Origin of the sequence: Streptomyces sp. SLBN-118 (assembly GCF_006715635.1) — a bacterium.
Lineage (GTDB): Bacteria > Actinomycetota > Actinomycetes > Streptomycetales > Streptomycetaceae > Streptomyces.
In genome coordinates this window covers 2944217-2960315 of the sequence record NZ_VFNP01000001.1, presented here as the reverse complement: position 1 = coordinate 2960315, position 16099 = coordinate 2944217, and the positions used below count along the sequence as shown (strand labels likewise).

The 16099-nt window shown below is 68.1% G+C and carries 16 protein-coding genes; 11 read left to right on the top strand and 5 right to left on the bottom strand.

What is annotated here, in order from left to right:
- The first annotated feature begins 47 nt into the window (after positions 1–47).
- Positions 48–1037, top strand: coding sequence for a GNAT family N-acetyltransferase (locus FBY35_RS13310; RefSeq protein WP_142214010.1), 990 nt, complete (start codon positions 48–50; stop codon positions 1035–1037).
- A gap of 41 nt (positions 1038–1078) precedes the next feature.
- On the opposite strand, the gene FBY35_RS13305 is transcribed toward FBY35_RS13310, so the two are convergent.
- Entirely contained in the window at positions 1079–1942 is an 864-nt protein-coding gene (locus FBY35_RS13305; protein ID WP_142214009.1) for a helix-turn-helix transcriptional regulator, read from the bottom strand.
- 118 nt (positions 1943–2060) lie between these two features.
- Between FBY35_RS13305 and FBY35_RS13300 the strand changes: the two genes are divergently transcribed.
- Positions 2061–3113: an NAD(P)-dependent alcohol dehydrogenase gene (locus FBY35_RS13300; RefSeq protein WP_142214008.1), complete on the top strand. Its 1053-nt coding sequence runs from the start codon at positions 2061–2063 to the stop codon at positions 3111–3113.
- A 130-nt stretch (positions 3114–3243) separates the two neighbouring features.
- A complete protein-coding gene (locus FBY35_RS13295) occupies positions 3244–3627 on the top strand; it encodes a DUF1330 domain-containing protein (protein ID WP_142214007.1) in 384 nt (127 codons plus the stop codon).
- 9 nt (positions 3628–3636) lie between these two features.
- On the opposite strand, the gene FBY35_RS13290 is transcribed toward FBY35_RS13295, so the two are convergent.
- Positions 3637–5181 carry a glycosyltransferase family 87 protein gene (locus FBY35_RS13290; RefSeq protein ID WP_260848686.1) on the bottom strand — a complete coding sequence of 515 codons (1545 nt, stop codon included), beginning with the start codon at positions 5179–5181 and terminating at the stop codon, positions 3637–3639.
- Positions 5182–5461: 280 nt separating this feature from the next.
- Entirely contained in the window at positions 5462–5743 is a 282-nt protein-coding gene (locus FBY35_RS13285; RefSeq protein WP_313904651.1) for a hypothetical protein, read from the bottom strand.
- Between FBY35_RS13285 and FBY35_RS36090 the strand changes: the two genes are divergently transcribed.
- The 5 genes from FBY35_RS36090 (at position 5724) to FBY35_RS13265 (ending at position 9704) form a co-directional block, all read left to right on the top strand.
- Positions 5724–6050, top strand: a complete 327-nt coding sequence (locus tag FBY35_RS36090; RefSeq protein ID WP_186357011.1) for a hypothetical protein — start codon at positions 5724–5726, stop codon at positions 6048–6050. The two genes, FBY35_RS13285 and FBY35_RS36090, sit on opposite strands and share 20 nt — an antisense overlap.
- A gap of 15 nt (positions 6051–6065) precedes the next feature.
- On the top strand, positions 6066–6506 hold the full coding sequence (locus FBY35_RS13280) for a hypothetical protein (RefSeq protein WP_160159262.1): 441 nt from the start codon (positions 6066–6068) through the stop codon (positions 6504–6506).
- 452 nt (positions 6507–6958) lie between these two features.
- Positions 6959–7381 carry a hypothetical protein gene (locus tag FBY35_RS13275; protein ID WP_142214005.1) on the top strand — a complete coding sequence of 141 codons (423 nt, stop codon included), beginning with the start codon at positions 6959–6961 and terminating at the stop codon, positions 7379–7381.
- Positions 7378–9165 carry an alpha/beta hydrolase gene (locus FBY35_RS13270; RefSeq protein WP_142214004.1) on the top strand — a complete coding sequence of 596 codons (1788 nt, stop codon included), beginning with the start codon at positions 7378–7380 and terminating at the stop codon, positions 9163–9165. The genes FBY35_RS13275 and FBY35_RS13270 overlap by 4 nt, the downstream gene beginning before the upstream one ends.
- Positions 9165–9704 carry a hypothetical protein gene (locus FBY35_RS13265; RefSeq protein ID WP_142214003.1) on the top strand — a complete coding sequence of 180 codons (540 nt, stop codon included), beginning with the start codon at positions 9165–9167 and terminating at the stop codon, positions 9702–9704. The genes FBY35_RS13270 and FBY35_RS13265 overlap by 1 nt, the downstream gene beginning before the upstream one ends.
- Before the next feature lie 204 nt (positions 9705–9908).
- On the opposite strand, the gene FBY35_RS13260 is transcribed toward FBY35_RS13265, so the two are convergent.
- Positions 9909–10538, bottom strand: a complete 630-nt coding sequence (locus FBY35_RS13260) for an IS701 family transposase (RefSeq protein ID WP_399208382.1) — start codon at positions 10536–10538, stop codon at positions 9909–9911.
- A gap of 220 nt (positions 10539–10758) precedes the next feature.
- On the opposite strand from FBY35_RS13260, the gene FBY35_RS13255 reads away from it, so the two are divergent.
- Entirely contained in the window at positions 10759–11244 is a 486-nt protein-coding gene (locus FBY35_RS13255) for a hypothetical protein (protein ID WP_142214002.1), read from the top strand.
- A gap of 510 nt (positions 11245–11754) precedes the next feature.
- On the opposite strand, the gene FBY35_RS13245 is transcribed toward FBY35_RS13255, so the two are convergent.
- On the bottom strand, positions 11755–11958 hold the full coding sequence (locus FBY35_RS13245; protein WP_142214000.1) for a hypothetical protein: 204 nt from the start codon (positions 11956–11958) through the stop codon (positions 11755–11757).
- 596 nt (positions 11959–12554) lie between these two features.
- On the opposite strand from FBY35_RS13245, the gene FBY35_RS13240 reads away from it, so the two are divergent.
- Both FBY35_RS13240 and FBY35_RS13230 read left to right on the top strand, forming a co-directional pair.
- A complete protein-coding gene (locus FBY35_RS13240) occupies positions 12555–14267 on the top strand; it encodes a hypothetical protein (protein ID WP_142213999.1) in 1713 nt (570 codons plus the stop codon).
- A 1065-nt stretch (positions 14268–15332) separates the two neighbouring features.
- Positions 15333–15887, top strand: a complete 555-nt coding sequence (locus FBY35_RS13230; RefSeq protein WP_260848602.1) for a hypothetical protein — start codon at positions 15333–15335, stop codon at positions 15885–15887.
- The last annotated feature ends 212 nt before the right edge of the window (positions 15888–16099 follow it).

The window sequence follows — 16099 nt, the reverse complement described above, 5'->3', positions numbered from 1 at the left end:
TCGAAATTGGCCTGCGCGCGCTCGAATCTGCCCGTAGCGTCCCGGCCATGACGATCACCTCTCTCGCGGTCCCGCCGCCCGTGACCGCCGTCGACGCCTGGCACGGCGTGGTCACGGCGGCCCACGCCCACGATCTTCCGGCCGCGGTGCCCGCGCCCGGGCGGGTCGAGACCGAGGGGAAGCTGAACCGGTCCTCGGTCAGCGGGCGTACCGTCCGTCTCGCGGCGACCGCGCCGGACGGCTCGTACGACGGTGTGGCCTCGCTGCTGCTGTTCACCGACGAGGGCAACCGGCACACGGCCTTCCTCGACGTGCTCGCCGTCCACCCGCGGGCCAGGCGCCGCGGCACCGGCGCCGCGCTCTGGCGGGCCGTGCACGCCGAACTCACGGCAAACGGGCGGACCTCTCTCTCCACGATGCTCGAACTCGGGGGCACGGGCCAGGAGTTCGCGACCGGGCTCGGCTTCGAGAAGGTGCTGGACCTCGGGTGGTACGTACAGAATGTGCGCGAAGCTCTCGCAGCGCACCCGCAGCCGCCGGAGCTCCCCGAGGGGTATGCGTACGCCCAGTGGGCGGGCGTCGTGCCCGACGCCCACGCGGACGCGTTCGCCGAGGCGCACAACGCCATGGAGGACGCCCCGAGCGGCGACATGGACGAACAGGTGACCCCCTGGGACGCCGACAGGGTACGGGCCGCCGCTCAGGTGATCCTGGACCGGGGCGGGGTGATCCTGTCCTCGGCGGTGCTCCACGCGGCGAGCGGTGACCGCGTCGCCGCCTACACCGAACTGGTGCTGCGCGACCCCTCGGACGCGCGGGCCCTCCAGTACGACACGGTCGTCACCCCGGACCACCGCGGTCGCGGGCTCGGCCGGGCGGTCAAGCGGCACATGCTGGGGGCGGTGAGGCTCGCGCAGCCCGGCATACGCGAGATCGCGACCTCGGTCGCCGACGACAACGGTCCGATGCTGGCGGTCAACGAGCGGCTCGGCTACCGGCGCGAGCGGACCGCCGCTGTCTTCCAGCTCAGGCTCTGACCGTAAGCCCGTCAGCCCGGGCAGCGCGTCAAGCCGGCCCGTCAGCCTGCCTGGTCGACGTCCGTCAGCTCGTCGACCCCCCAGCCCGCCAGCAGCCGCAGGGAATCAGCCGACCGGCTGCCCGGCTCGGCGTGGTAGGTCACCACCGAGAGGTCGTGGTCGTCCGGCAGGCTCAGCGTCTCGTACGACAGGGTCATCTCGCCCACCAGCGGATGGTGCAGCCGCTTTGCGCCGTGCCCCTTCTCCTGCACGGTGTGGGCAGCCCACAGCCTGCGGAACTCCTCGCTCTTGACCGACAGTTCGCCGATCAGCCCGGGCAGCTGCGGGTCGTCGGCCGAGCAGCCCGCGTACATGCGCAGCACGCTGACCATCTCCACCGCCTTGCACTCCCAGTCGATGTACAGATCACGGGCGTTGGGGTCGAGGAAGACGAGCTTCGCCATGTTCCGCTCCGGCGCCTTGAGCGCGGCGAAGTCGCCGAGCAGCGCGCGGGCCATGCGGTTCCAGCCCAGGATGTCCAGACGCCGCCCGAAGATCAGGGCGGGCACCGTGTCCATCGCGTCGATCAGCTGCTGGACCGAAGGCCGCACCTGCTGCGGCCGCCCCATCCGCCGGTGCTTCTTCTGCTTCGGCTTGGCGAGATGGGTGAGATGGTCGCGCTCGACGTCCGAAAGCCGCAGCGCCCGCGCGATCGCGTCCAGAACCTCGGTGGACACATTGCGGCCGTTGCCCTGCTCGAGACGCGTGTAGTACGCGACGGAGACCCCGGCGAGCTGGGCCAGCTCCTCACGGCGCAGCCCCGGCACACGGCGGTGTCGGCCCAGGAGCGGCAGGCCCACGTCCTCCGGCTGGAGCCGCGCACGGCGTGAGCGGAGGAATTCGCTGAGTTCGGCGCGCTGGTCCATGCAGCCAGTATTCCGCCGGTCGAGGCTGCCCAGCCTGTCCCTGCCAGTAGTACGCACGCCGGACGTACACACAACAGAGGACTGGGTAGGTGCCGTGCGCTGTCCCAGGCTCGGAGTCATGACCACCTCCGTTTCCGCATACGCCGCATACGCCGCTCCCGCCGCCAACGCGCCGCTGGAGCGGACCATCGTTCCGCGCCGTCCGGTGGGCGAGCACGACGTCCTCATCGAGATCAAGTACTCGGGTATCTGCCACTCCGACATCCACCAGGCCCGGAACGGATGGGGCGAGGGCATCTTCCCGATGGTGCCCGGCCACGAGATCGCGGGCATCGTCACCGAGGCCGGTCCGGGCGTGACGAAGTTCGCCGTGGGCGACCGGGTGGGCGTCGGCTGCATGGTCGACTCCTGCCGTGTGTGCGACAACTGCAAGGCCGGCCTGGAGCAGTACTGCACGGGCGGCAACGTCGGCACGTACAACGCCCTGGACAAGAACGGCGAGCCGACCTACGGCGGCTACTCCACCCATATCGTCGTGGACGAGGCCTTCACGGTCCGCATCCCCGACTCCCTCCCGCTCGACGTCGCAGCCCCGCTGCTGTGCGCCGGGATCACCCTGTACTCGCCGCTCGCCCACTGGCAGGCGGGCCCCGGCAAGAAGGTCGCCATCGTCGGCCTGGGCGGCCTCGGCCACATGGGCGTCAAGATCGCCCACGCGCTGGGTGCCGAGGTGACCGTGCTGAGCCAGTCGCTCCGAAAGAAGGACGACGGACTGAAGCTGGGCGCCGACCACTACTACGCGACCAGTGACGAGGCGACCTTCGAGCAGCTCGCGGGCACCTTCGACCTGATCGTCTCCACGGTGTCGGCGCCGTTGCCGCTCGACGCGTATCTGCGGCTGCTGAGGACCGACGGCGTCATGGTGAACGTCGGCGCCCCCGAGGAATCGGTCTCGCTCAACGTCTTCTCCCTGCTGGGCGGGCGCAAGACCCTCGCGGGCTCGGGGATCGGCGGCATCCGCGAGACCCAGGAGATGCTCGACTTCTGCGCCGAGCACGGGCTGGGCGCCGAGATCGAGCTGATCGGCGCGGATCAGATCAACGACGCGTACGAGCGGGTGCTGACGAGCGATGTCCGCTACCGCTTCGTGATCGACACCGCGACCATCTGAACCATGCCCGCTCCGGCCGCACCGGATGCGGTGCGGCCGGAGCGGGCATTACCTCAGGCGTCATCGACGCTGTTCCTCTCCCCCGGCAGGATCGGGGACATCCGACATCAGCACCCACCCGGAGGACGTCATGAGCGCCTACGCCATCGGTCATCTGCTTCCCCCCGCCCGCCTCGACGACGAGATCTTCCTCTACATGGAGCGGATCCAGTCCACGCTCGACCCCTTCGGCGGCCGCTTCCTGGTCCACGGCGCAACCGTCGAAGTCCGTGAGGGGGAGTGGCCGGGCGCGCTCGTCATCATCGGCTTCCCGGGGTTGGAGGAGGCGCGCGACTGGTACGAATCCGAGGCGTATCAGGAGCTTGTGCCGCTGCGCACCCGGCACATGGCCGGCGATGTGGTCCTGGTCGAGGGGGTGGCTCCGGGGTACGACGCGTCGCTCACCGCGGACCGGCTGCGGCAGGAGCAGGAGCAGGACCAGGAGCAGGAGCAGGAGCAGGCCCCGGTGTCCTGACCACCGCGCTCAGCAGCCCGAGTTGCCCGATCCGGGCGAGCGCGACAGGCGGTAGGGCGAGTCCAGCCGGTACTCGCCGGCCCTTGGCACCGTCAGCCGCGTCCACTCGCCCTCCTGCTGCAGACACGCTCCCCGCGCCCGCAGCCAGGGCGAGTACGCCACCCGCACCGTCGCCGACCCGGCCGCAGGCATCCGTACCACCAGCTCCGCGTCGTCGCCGCGCACCACCGTCGCAGGCGAGGACACGAGCGGAACCGCGTCCCGCACCCGGTAGACCGTCCAGCCCTCGTCCTGCCACACCCGCTCCAGCCAGTTGGGCCCGCTCCTGACGATCGCCGCCTCGGCCTCCGCGGGACCGTCGGGACGCCCGTGGTGCAGCACCACCAGGCCGACCGCCCACCGGTCGAGCCACTGACGGTACGTCACCGGGGTCAGCGACCCGTCGTAGAACAGCCGCCCGCGCTCCACGTCGAGCTGGCGGTTCCAGCCGCGCGCCATATTGATGTGCGGGGCGAGGAGGGACGCCTCGCGGTGATTGCGGGCGGGGACGACCTCGACCCGGGTCCGGTCGGCGCCCAGTCTGTGAAGTTCACGTACGACACCATCGGTGTGCGAGGCCCACGTGGGCACGTCGTTGGAGACCACCAGGTCGTCGTTGGTCTTGTCGATCAGCCAGTACGTGTTGACGGCGAGGGCTGCCGCGAGGACGGCGCGCAGGAAACTGCCGAGCCCCGCGGTGAGCACGGCCGCCAGCAGCACCGGCGGGCCGACGAGACCGACGAGCCGCTCGACGTTGGTGCCGATCGGCGAGGCGATGAGATACGTCAGGACGACGCCGAGGCCGTACACGGCGGCTCCGTACCGCACCACCCGCCATTCACGCCCGCGCGGCGCGGCAACGGCGACCGCGGCCGACGCGGCCAGCGGCATCCACAGCTTGCCGGTCGCCATGGGCTGTTCGCCGTGGAAGGGGAAGAGCAGCGTCACCACCCCCACCACGACGAACGGCGGCAGCACGAGCGCGGCGGCCGGGCGCCACTGCCGATCCAGGAAGTACGCCGCCCCGGCCACCACCAGGAACAGCCCCGCGACCGGACTGGCCATCGCCGCCAGCGCCGTGCACAGCGTGGCGACGACGGTCCCGCGTACGTACAGCAGGGCGAGCATCCCGATCGCGACGCCCAGCGCGAAGGTCGTACGACCGGAGGCGACGTTGCACCAGAGCGCCACCGCCCCGAGAACGGCGGGCCAGACGGACCGCGGCACCCCGCTGCGTTCGAACAGCCGGGCCAGCACCCAGGTCCCGGCGAGCCCGGCGGCCACGGACACGGCGCGTACGCCGAAGACGGCCATCAACGGGGGAGCGAGGAGGCTGTAGTTGGCCGTGTGGGTGCCGCCGTACCAGGAGAGGTTGTACGCGGAGGCCGGATGGCGCTCCATGAAGCCGGCCCAAGCGAACTGTGCGGCCAGATCGCCACCGCCGGTGGCCAGCCAGAAGGCCCACAGGGCGTAGAGCGGAACGACGACGGCGACCGCGACGACCGGGACGCGCACAACGAGCGGGACGTGCCGCAGGAGTCGTACGTCCCGCTCGCCTGCGTCACTCAGGACGCTCTCTGCCTGTTCGCTGATCCCCACGGCGCAAACCCTAATGGCGCCGTCGCCCCCTGCACCGATCACCCCGCCGAGCCGTACCTCGGCACGGGCCGGTATCGCCGTCTGAGGACGTGTGTCCGGCCCGCCGACCGCAAACCGACCCGGAGGATGCCGCTGGGAGTGGCAGCTTGAACGCGGGGATCTCGGGGCCGCGACGCGCGGCGCAGCGAGCCGGTGCTCAGGCCGAACCGCTGACGCCGGGCGCCACGAAGCGCCGGTGGAGCGGCGTGAACCCGGTCTCGGGCTGCCCGGCGATGCCGGCCTTCTGGACACCTGGCGCGAGCCGCTCGGCGTAGAAGCGCTCGAAGGCCTCTTGGCTGTTCCAGATGTCGGTCACGTGCAGCCCGTCCCTCTCGAACCAGGCCACATGCAGCACGGCCCCGTCCGGCGCCTCCTCCTCCCAGCGAACCTCGTCCCGAACCGTGTTGTACTGCTCAGGCGTGACACCGGCCCAGCGCACGCACAGAACGCTGACATTCTGGCTGCGTCCTGCGTTCGCGTTACGAGTCGTCAACCGGTTCCAGAAGATTATTGGTTTCGACCGCTCGATGGCCCTGGCGTCCAGTGCCCTCACCGCACTGGTTCCGCTCGCGATCCTCGGCAGCGCCGTTCTCAGCGACCTCGTCCACTACGACGCCGCGGAGTGGATCATCAAGCGCTACAGCCTCACCGGAGCGGGCGCCGAGGCAGTCAACTCCCTCTTCTCTCCTGCCGAGCCACCAAGCGTGAGGATCCACCACAGGCGTTTCGTGTATTGCGCACGCTGAGGGGCTTGAGTTCCCATGTCTGTTCGAAGAGCCGCTGCCGGCGAGGCATCGGTAACCGCCGTGTTCCTTGTCTGGAGCGGCTGGATCCTGTCGGCGAAGCGGATCACCTGGGCCGACCTGATCCCTTTCGGAGTCACCGCAGGCACTCTGACAGCGGTCTATTCCGTGGGCGCAACGCTCTACCTGCCGCGCCTCTTCAACTCCTCCGTCTCACGCTACGGGGTGGTCGGCGCCGTGTTCGCGATGATCTCGGCCCTCTTCGCAGCCATGCTCGTCCTCGTCGCATCGGCTGCACTGGGACGAGAAGTGCGAGACGAGCTCAGTCGGATCCGACACGGCCGGCGCCCTTCGGACCGTGAGGTCCGCCAGCAGTGGGACAGGGTGGTCGAGCAGACACGGTCACGTTGGCGCACGGCACGGGGACAGGTTTCTCATCGCCGGACCAAGGGCGCCTAGCGCCGTCGGCGCGGTCAACCAGTGGGTTTCGCCACGGCCGTTGGGGCTTCCGACCGTTCGCCGGAACTCGACAGATCTTCGATCTGGACAACCGAAGGATCGCTGCTCGGGCCGACGAAACGGTGCCTTGGGAGACCCGGGCGTTCACCGTGGTGCAAGATCACGGCTCGTTCGAACTACCAGGACGACACAGATGTAATGGGGTCATTGCGGATCTTCGTAGGCGAGCGCGGAGACCGGCCGGGCGGAGCCTCCTCGGGTATGGGCAGACACACATCTCGAGTCCGTGCGAACGTCAGGCGGCCTCTTCGTTATCTGCGGCGCTCAGGCCGGCGCGTCGCATCGTTCTCACCCCCACACAAGCAGCCGCCCGTCCAGCCGGGTTCGACGAACACCGCTCCGTTCGTTAGGTTCTCGAAAGTAAATCGTCTGCTTGTCACGGGGGAGGGCGCATGGCGCTCAACGAGAAATGGGGAGCGCTGTTCGGCGACGACAGCTCCGGCTCCGGCGCTGCAATGAGACTGGCCTCGGCGGACGCGCACGGCGGTGGGGGCGACAGCGGCGCTCCCGATCTCAAGGCGAGTGGTGGCCCGTGGACCACCGCGTCCGGGGTCGCAAACGCCCTGCACACGTCCTCCGCCTCGGCGCTGACCGAGCTGGAGACCGCCGCCAAGGTGGAGGCGAAGAGCACCGCGGGCCTGGACTGCACAACGGCGATGGGCGAGGTCCTCGGTTCCTGGAAGGTGCGCCTCACCGCCGTACGCGACGAGTGCCAGCGCCTCGAGGGCTCCCTCAAGAGCGCGGGCAAGGAGTTCGGCGAACGCGAGGTCGTGACCCGGAAGAAGTTCGAGGGCAGGGCCGGGGGGCCGAAGTGATCACCTGGCAGCAGCTGGAGAAGCTCGATCTCAAGGAATATCAGGACGCGGCGGACGGCTGGGGCAAGGTCTCCAGCCGCGCCAATTCCGCCAAGGACCGTGTCGACAACGAGATGCTCGGCAAGCTCCGCGAGACCCAGAAAGGAAAGACCGCTGACGCCGCCATCGGCGATCTGACCCGGCTCAGCCGCAACTACCAGTACATCCACACCGAGTGCGGACTCATCCGCACCGCCCTCAACGGGCTCGCCTCCGAACTCGCCGCCCCACAGCGGAAGCTCAAGAACGCGCTGGCAGATGCGCCCAAGACCTTCACAGTGAAGCCGGACGGCTCCGTCGAGTACCCGGTTGCCCCGGCGCTGATCAAAACGCCCGACTCCGGCAGCGGAACCGCCGCCCCTGGAGCCCCCGTCCCCCTCCTCCCCGGCAAGGCCGAGGGCGGCGGTGACGCCAACAAGGCCCTGGCCGAGCAGATTGCCGAGGACATCGCTGCCGCGGTGCGGGAAGCCAACGAGATCGACGGCCGGTACGCGGGCGTCCTGCGCAAACTCAAGATCCCGGACGGGGTCAAGGGCCTCGACATCACCGACGAGATGTTCGCCGACGCCGCCAGCGACACCAGGGACCTGCAGAAGGCGTCCAAGTACCGCGAGGAATCGGAGATCCCGAAGGGCAAGTCCCCTGCCGACAACGCCAAGTGGTGGAACGACCTGCCACAGGAGAAGCGAGACGAGTACGCCACTATGTACCCGGCCTCCATAGGCGCCCTTGACGGCATTCCCTCCGCCGTCCGGGATGACGCCAACCGCATGGTCCTGGCCGAGACCCGCGCGCAGACCCAACTGGACCTCAATGCGATTGGCCCGGAACCGGAAAAGTACATCAAGCACCCCGGCCACGGTCGCACCTACAGAAACCCGGCCTGGACCGAATGGTCCGAAAAGCGCGCCCCGTACGTCGCAAAATTGGCGGGCATGGACGCGATCCAGAAGCGATTCGACGCGCCGCCCTCCGAGGGGCTCCCCCAGGCGTTCCTTCTCGGCTTCGACGACAAGGGAACTGGCCGTGCGATCATCGCCAACGGTAACCCGGACACGGCCACCAACACCGCCGTGTACGTACCGGGCACGACCTCCAGGCTGGAAGGCATCGGCGGGGACATCAACCGCATGACCGAAATGTGGAGGGAGGCAAACTCCCAGGCCCCCGGCGAGACCACGTCGACCATCACCTGGCTCGGGTACGACCCCCCGCAGAGCATCGTCCCCGAGGCCATGGAGAAGGACTGGGCGTACAACGGCTCACCGAAGCTCAACAACTTCATGGACGGCCTGGAGACAGCCCAGGGCGGCGCCGACAAGAGCCACACCACCGTCATCGGCCACAGCTACGGCTCCACCGTTGTCGGCGACGCCTCCAACAGTGGCGACCTCTCCGCCGACGACATCGTGGTAGCGGGCAGCCCCGGCATGATGGTCGGCGACGCGGACGACCTCGACGCGCCCAAGGGTCACGTATGGTCCGAGGCCGCCTGGAACGACCCGGTACCGGCAGGAGGCAAGCTTGCCGGGCTCGGCGGCTACAAGTGGGGCGTTGAGACCTGGAACGGCATACCTTTCAACGCGGGGTACGTCCAGACGGTGCCCTCCGACGAGGCGTTCGGCGCACACCGCATGGACGTCGATACCAGCGGGCACAGCGACTATTGGAAGCGCGATTCAATAAGCCTGAAGAACCAAGCTTTCGTTGTCGTCGGCAACTACGGCGACGTGGAAGAGGACTGATGACCCGCACCGCTGCCAGGCTCTTTGTCTCCGCCCTGGCTCTGACTTCCATCACGATGGGATGCTCGAAGGACATGGACGATCTCGGCTACACCCCCACCACGCTCGGTGTCGAGGAGGCCCGGGCGAGGACCAAGGATGTCTCCAGCCAGGTCTTCGACATGATCGGCATCAAGGCAGGCAAGACGACCGAACCCGGTCCCGGCATCTCCACCTGCGAGGAGGACCCAAAACACCTCTTCCTCTCCCGCCACCCCTGGTCACTCTACGGAGTCTCGCCCGACGAGCTGAAGCAAGGCTTCGCGCGCCTCAAGGAGAGCCTGCCGAAGAATGGCTGGAAGATCGTCGAGTACGGGCCTAACAAGAGTGCCAACAAGAACCTGGAACTCACCGCAGACGCCGAGGAGGAGCACTTCTCCATCAATGCAGAACTGCATGTCACCGGAGAGTCGGGCAAGAAGCAGCCCCTGATCCTGGTGAACGTGGTCTCCGGCTGCTACAAGGCACCCGAGGGAACGGATCTCAACGGGGTCTACTGAGTCAATCGCTGAACTTCAGCGCGCCGATGCGTCCGTGGAGCCGCCGTGTGGTGCCGCGCGTGCGGCGTTAGCGGCAACGCCGACAGGCCGCTGAAGCTGAACGTGTAGCCGGAGGGGGCAATCGGCCATTCGGCCACGAGGACGATGGGATCTCGATCCGAGCAAGCGTAGCCAGTGCCATCCGTGACGGCGTACGGCGCGTTCTCAGCCAACGAGAGCCTGGCGAGCACTGGCCGTGACTGGCAGAAAGTCGTAGGTGCGGAATCCTTTCGCTCCGATCCCGCAGGCGCGCCGCGAGAAGTCCCCCGGTCGCAGGTGTGATGCCAGGTTGTCCAACCGGGTCGGGGTGTCGGGGTTGGTGGTGATGCCCGCGGTGTTCACGTCGGTGGATTTCGGGACAGCCATGCAGTAGGCAATGCCCTCTGCTTCCAGGTACCTGCGCAGGATCCTGTTCTGGCCGAACTCCTCGTCCGCGACGAACCACGAAAACGGCACCCCGGCCGCCACCGCACGGTCGATCATGGCCTGGACCTGCTGCGGACGGGTGCGGAAGGCCACCTCGTCCGGGATCCCGGCCTCCCGACGGCGTTCGAAGTCGACAGCCCAGGAATCCTTGGGCAGGTAGAGCTCCCGATCGATCAGTACACGGTCGCCACGGCGGTTGGCGTAGGCCAGGAACGTCCCGATCTGACAATTATCGACACGCCCGAGGGTGCCGGAATACTGCCGCTGGACTCCGGCGGATTTGATGCCCTTCTTCTCGAACCCGGTGGGGTCGGCGATCAGCACGCCCCGGGGATCCGCGAAGCGTTCCATGGCGTAGTCGCGGACCAGGTCCCGCTCCGAGCGTGGCGGACCGGCGCATGCCTTCGTCGATCCATGACCTGAGCTAGGGAATCACCGAAGCTGCCGGGTCGGCTAGGGGAGCTGACCTGCCTGAATGACCACATGAACGGCGGTCGTGGGCGGTGGGAAGCGACCGCCATTTGACCGCAGTTCTCTCACTGTTCTGGCACGGGCACCGGTAGCGATGTGCTCTGGAACCATGGGCTTCGTGGATATCGAGACGGAGCTGCAGAGACTGGTGGGATCGCTGGCCGATGGCGAGAGCGTCTACGGGCGAGTTACCCCCGCAGGGGTCGGCGCCGTTGCTGAGGAGGTCCACAGCCTTGCCGTGGAGGCGCAGCAGGCATGGGCGCGCTATGCCGTGCACGGTGCCCAGGGACCGGACTCACCGGCGGAGATCGCTGACGCACTCACTGAGACGACCGGACAGCGCGCAGTGGAGCTCATGACCTACCTGTCGGTCGACGACCTGGTGTTCCCTGGGCAGCTTCGGCGCGACCGTGCCCATGCGCTTCGAGCCACTGAGCGCTTGGTGAAGCTCCTGGGCTATGAGTCGCGGTGGTGGACGAACATCGACGACCTCTCCACCGGCGTCCGAGCATGGACCCCCGTGACCCGACAGACCTTCGACGGTGTCGTTGCGGGTGCTGGGAATGGGCTTGTCGTCACGCTGCTGCAGGTGGGCGAGGACTGAAGGCAATGCACCAGGTGACCACCGCTTTAGGAGTTCGATCGGTTTCAGTCTCAGCCGAGGAGGCTCGCAGCGGTGTCGGTCGTGCGAGGGAGCTGAAGGCTGCCGAAGTCCGCCGCCGTTGATGTCAGACGTGGATGTCAGCCGCCGAACAGGTCGGGGTGCGGGCAGGGCTCCAGTCCTGTGCAGGCGTGAGGACGACGACAAGCGCACCTGCCGTTCTGTCTGGGGCTGTTCCAATCAGCACATCTGGTGGAAGTGGGCCGATCGTCAAACCCGCCGGCCCTCAAGTGAGGACAGGTGGGCGCAGGTTCGGTTGGCATCCTCGTCCTCAGTGGCGCCGGAAAGAAACACCCCATCTTGCCCGACGTCCACCCTCGGGTGGTAACCCATATGGTCGGGGGCTGTGAGCTGGGGGTTCGTGGCTGGCGGCGGTGGCTCGACTGTCACTGCCGGTCGTCGTTGGGTGACCTCGGGCGCCCTCGTACGGCCCAGGGACGGCCCAGGGAACGATCACTCGGCAGACGTCCGCCACGCCTGCAGCCGGACCCTCACCTGGTGGTTGTGCTCGGCGTGCCCGATGACATCACCGACAACGCGATCCCTGAGCACGGGCAGGTCCATCCCCTGTGGCATAGCCGTGATCTCGGCCAGCGCCACGGCGTCCGGAACGCCGTCGACACGAATGAAGACCCCGAAGCGCTGGCGTCCGATCATCTCTTCCGGCCATGGAGGCCCCCAGCGGCAGAGCCGCGACGGTCGCCGCCCAGACTTCCTGATACGACTCCGCCGGCACCTTGGGGCGCGTCGGCCACGTGTACTCATCCACCGATAGATCATGACGCAGCAAGCGACTGGTGGCTTAGAAGACGCTTTGCGGGTTGAACCCCATAATCCCCTTGACCTGCGTCTATTCCTCAACTGGGTGCTCAGGTAAGCGGTCGTCGACACGGATTCGACAGGCATGCGGTTCTGCACAGACGACCAGTCTTCTGCGATGCCTGAGCCGACAGATTTACAGACCGCGCAGGAGCCGCCTCGGACCTGCGGTTCGGTCAGCAACAGCGATCGCTGCCCCACGTCTGCCCCGGGCCAAAGTGCCCAGGGCCGGTGTGATCGTCTGTTCGCCCCAGGTCGGGAGCCGTTCCGACCTGGGCTGGGAGGGGAGCGGCGGTCGCGAGCGCTCGCGACCGAGAGTGGATGAGACCAGAACTGGGACCAACGGCAGCAACGATCGGCGCTCGCCACCGGGCGTACTACTCGGGGTGACCCCAGGCGCAGGGAGCACACAGCCGTGACCGCATAATGCGCGGGTGACGATGAGTTCAGTGCCGTACGCGGAGGTCCCCGCTTGCCCCTGGGTGTCCGCCGATGCCAGGCGGTGGGCGGACGCCCGGGTGCCCTTGTGGGCGCGGCCGGTGGGGCCGGCTGTGGTACTGCTGGTGGCCGTGGTCATGGCGGTGATGTTCTCGCCCGACCCGATGTGCACGGTGGCAGCGCCCTGTGGGGCGGACTGGCTCGATGCGGCCGGATCGATGCTCTTCCTGCCGCACCTGGTGTGGCTGTTTGTGCTACCGGAACTCGCGCTCGTGTCCGCTCCGTTGCTGCTGATCTGGATGAGCAATCCCGATACTTGGCTGGGTGGGCCGGCCGAGAAGATCGCGGATGCCGTCGTTGTGGCGGCGCTGTGCTGGGGCTGGGCGGCCGTCGTGGCGCGGCTGCGGGCGCGCGGCCGCCAACGCTTGCTCGTGCTCGACGCGGCCGGCGGCATCACGGCGCCTTCCCCTGCGACGGACGACGTCCGCCCTTGGCGCCGGGGCCTGGTCCGCGGCATTGCGGGGGCGATCCTGTGCGCGGTGGCCGGTGCCCTGATCGCGACCATCGTCGTGGACGACCGGACAGACGACCGCCTGGCCCGTACGGCCACGTCGGAGAAAGCCCGAGTCGTGGCCTACAACACTTACGACTACACCGTCACCGTCCGCCTCTCCGATAACACACGACACAAGTTCGACGCGCAGGGCAGCTATCGGGTCGGCAGTAGCGTGCCGGTGCTGATGCACGGCGATTGGACGCGGCTCGCCACTGAGCCCTACGGCGACCGCACCGGCCGCCAGGCGCTGGCACTCGTCCTCGCCGGGCTCGGCGTCACCGTGCTCGGCTCGGGCCTGCTCTCCCGCCGCCGGGCGGTGGCGCTGCACCGCGCCCCGGTCCCGGTGCTGCGCGTCCTGACCCGTCACCATCAGAAGCGTACGGAGATATTCGCCGCCGACGACACCGCCACCCTGCGCCCGGTGCTGAGCTACGAGCCCCACACCCGCACCCGCACGGCACTGCGCCAAGCCCTGCTCTACGGTGCACCTCACGAGGGCGGTGAGTTGATTCTGGCGAGTGCAACGGAGTCCGGGCAGTGGCTCGTCGAGGGGACCGCGTCCCCGATACGGCACGGTTCTCCCGACGGCACGGGCAAGCCCGGGGTACACCGTCCCGGCACAGCACGCACGGCCGCACACCGCCGGGCCGCTGAGGCCCGCGTCCAAGACGCCCTCGCCGCGATGACCCCGGCCACCGGACCGGTTCGGTGGCAGGCAGGTCCGGTGGCGCGCTCCGTCGGAGCGGCGCTCCTCGTCGTGGCCATCATGCTGCTGTGGACGTCCTTCACGGATTCCCCTACGTGGTGGCAGCTGCCCATCTGGTCGCTAGGTGGTTTGTACTGGGTGAGCGTCTGCCTCCGGATGATGATCTGGCGGATCACCGCCGACTCCAATGGACTGCACGTTCGCGGCCTGTGGCGTACTGCCCACCTCCCGTGGGCGGATGTCATCCGCGCTGTCTACACCCCCGAAGGTGAGCTGATCGTCCGTTGCCGCACCGATGTCGACGACGCCCCCGTCGGCAGTGTCGGCTTCCCGCCGCTGGAACGACGGCTGCGCCGCCCAGGCCGTGCTGAGCGTGCCGCCGCCGAGACCACCGCGATGGTCCGCGAGCCGGGTCTGCGGCCGAAAAACGACGCCAGATGCACATGAGCCACCTCCGCTCCGCCCCTGGCACGCTCAGCAGTCCGTCATATCGGCCGCTCGCGGGCTGACGCCAAGCAACTGAAGCTCGCGTGCCGTTGCGGTGGTTGCCGTACTTCGCTGCTGTGGCGCAACGGCTCCGGAGGGCCTTTCGGTCCCAGGCGTATGCGCAGGTCACGGGCTTCTGGCCGGTCGGCTAGCGATCACTTGTCCACGGATAGTCCACGGACTGCCATCTGATCCGTAGCTCTAGCCGGATCGGTCAACAACGGTCGTACCGGTCGCTTTACGACTCCGGATGAGCCCTACCAGACGAGGGTGGCTGCTGAGGTTGCGGTACGGAGCTGCTGTACCAGCTGACCCATAGCTAGCGCCCTGCCCAGCGCCTCAGCTGCGTGGTGGCGCGGTCCTTGTGGAGTCGGGCTGCCGAGATCTCGCCCGAACTCGTCATGAACGCCGTGATGGGGGTCCACCGCTTACCCCCGGTGTGAGCCGTCCATCTGACCGCCGGGAAGTCCGTGATCTCCGTGATGCGCTCTCGGCTGATCACGCGCGTGCGCAGGTAGCCGCGGATAACCATCCTCGAGTGCTCACACGTCACGCCGAGTCGATATCCACGCAGGGCAAGGACGGCGAACCCGATCACGGCGAAGCAAGCCGTGAGTCGTGCCGCGCTGGTAGCTGCTTGCGCCGCATAAGCAACGCCAACGATCGCCGGGACGACTCCGAGGCTGCTGTTAGCAAGTCGGTTCGAGGCCGATGGCGTTAGCTCCATGACGCTCCTCGTCTGAACCGGTGCCTGTTGGCGAGCGTACAGGCGACGGTCCCACCGCACGGCGAGAGAACCAGTTTGGAAGGTCCCGTATCCGGATGCCTACCGAACTGCGGCGGCGCTGACCTGCGGGGGGAGCGGCGGAACCGCCCCATTCCCCGTGGGTCCCCGCTCGTCTCCGACTGAACGGGCACGCAGGGGGCACACTGCGCGGGGGATCTAGACAGAGCGGCTCTGCTCCGACATGCTGCGTCGGCGATCATGCGCAGCGGCGGCTGCACGGTGCAGTGGGGTGGGGTTTGGTGAAGCGAGCACAGGCAGAGGCTTCGCCGCCGGAGCGCATCCGCTACCGGTTGACCCCTTTCCAGCGCGCGCTGCCCTTTCTGCCCGTTGCTGTCCTCGGTGTTGTCATCGAGATCACCGAGATCTTGGACTGGATGAGAGGGGATCCGTTGAGCCTTGGGGCTGCCAACCCGTTTTGGCTGTGGATCGCCATGCCGTTGTTGGGAGTGATCGTTTTCCCGGGCCACGGGATCACCCTCACGCCGTCGGCGGCCGTCGTGCACAATCTGCGCCGCCGGATCATCCCGTGGTCCGACGTGCAAGGCATCCACACCGAGTCTTCCCTGGGGCAGCGGACCGTCGTGATCTATGAGGCCACCGGTCGCCGCACCCGCCTGCGGGCGCCCATTACCGGGGTCCTCAGCTGGGATCGCAGGTTCGAGGAGAAATTCCACGCCATCGGACGATGGTGGCTGGCCCACCGCGGACCGGATTGGACTCCCGTCCCGCCACCGCGGACGTGGGGAGACGGTCAATCAACGTCCAACGGGAACCCTTTCGCGCCTCCCGCGTAGCCGGCGGCTGACGCCCACGCGGTCGGTGGAGTCTTCATGGTCGGGTCAAGGGCTTGGCGATCTTCAGAGCGGGGAGGGGCCCGACGCTACTGCTGACGCTCCTCAGCCCACCACTCACTCCAGCTGCCATCCCGTCCGCCTTCGGCCCACACACTGTGGAGCGGGCGTGGTTCAGGGCGTCAAGGTGGAGCGCGCCACTGTACGAACCACCT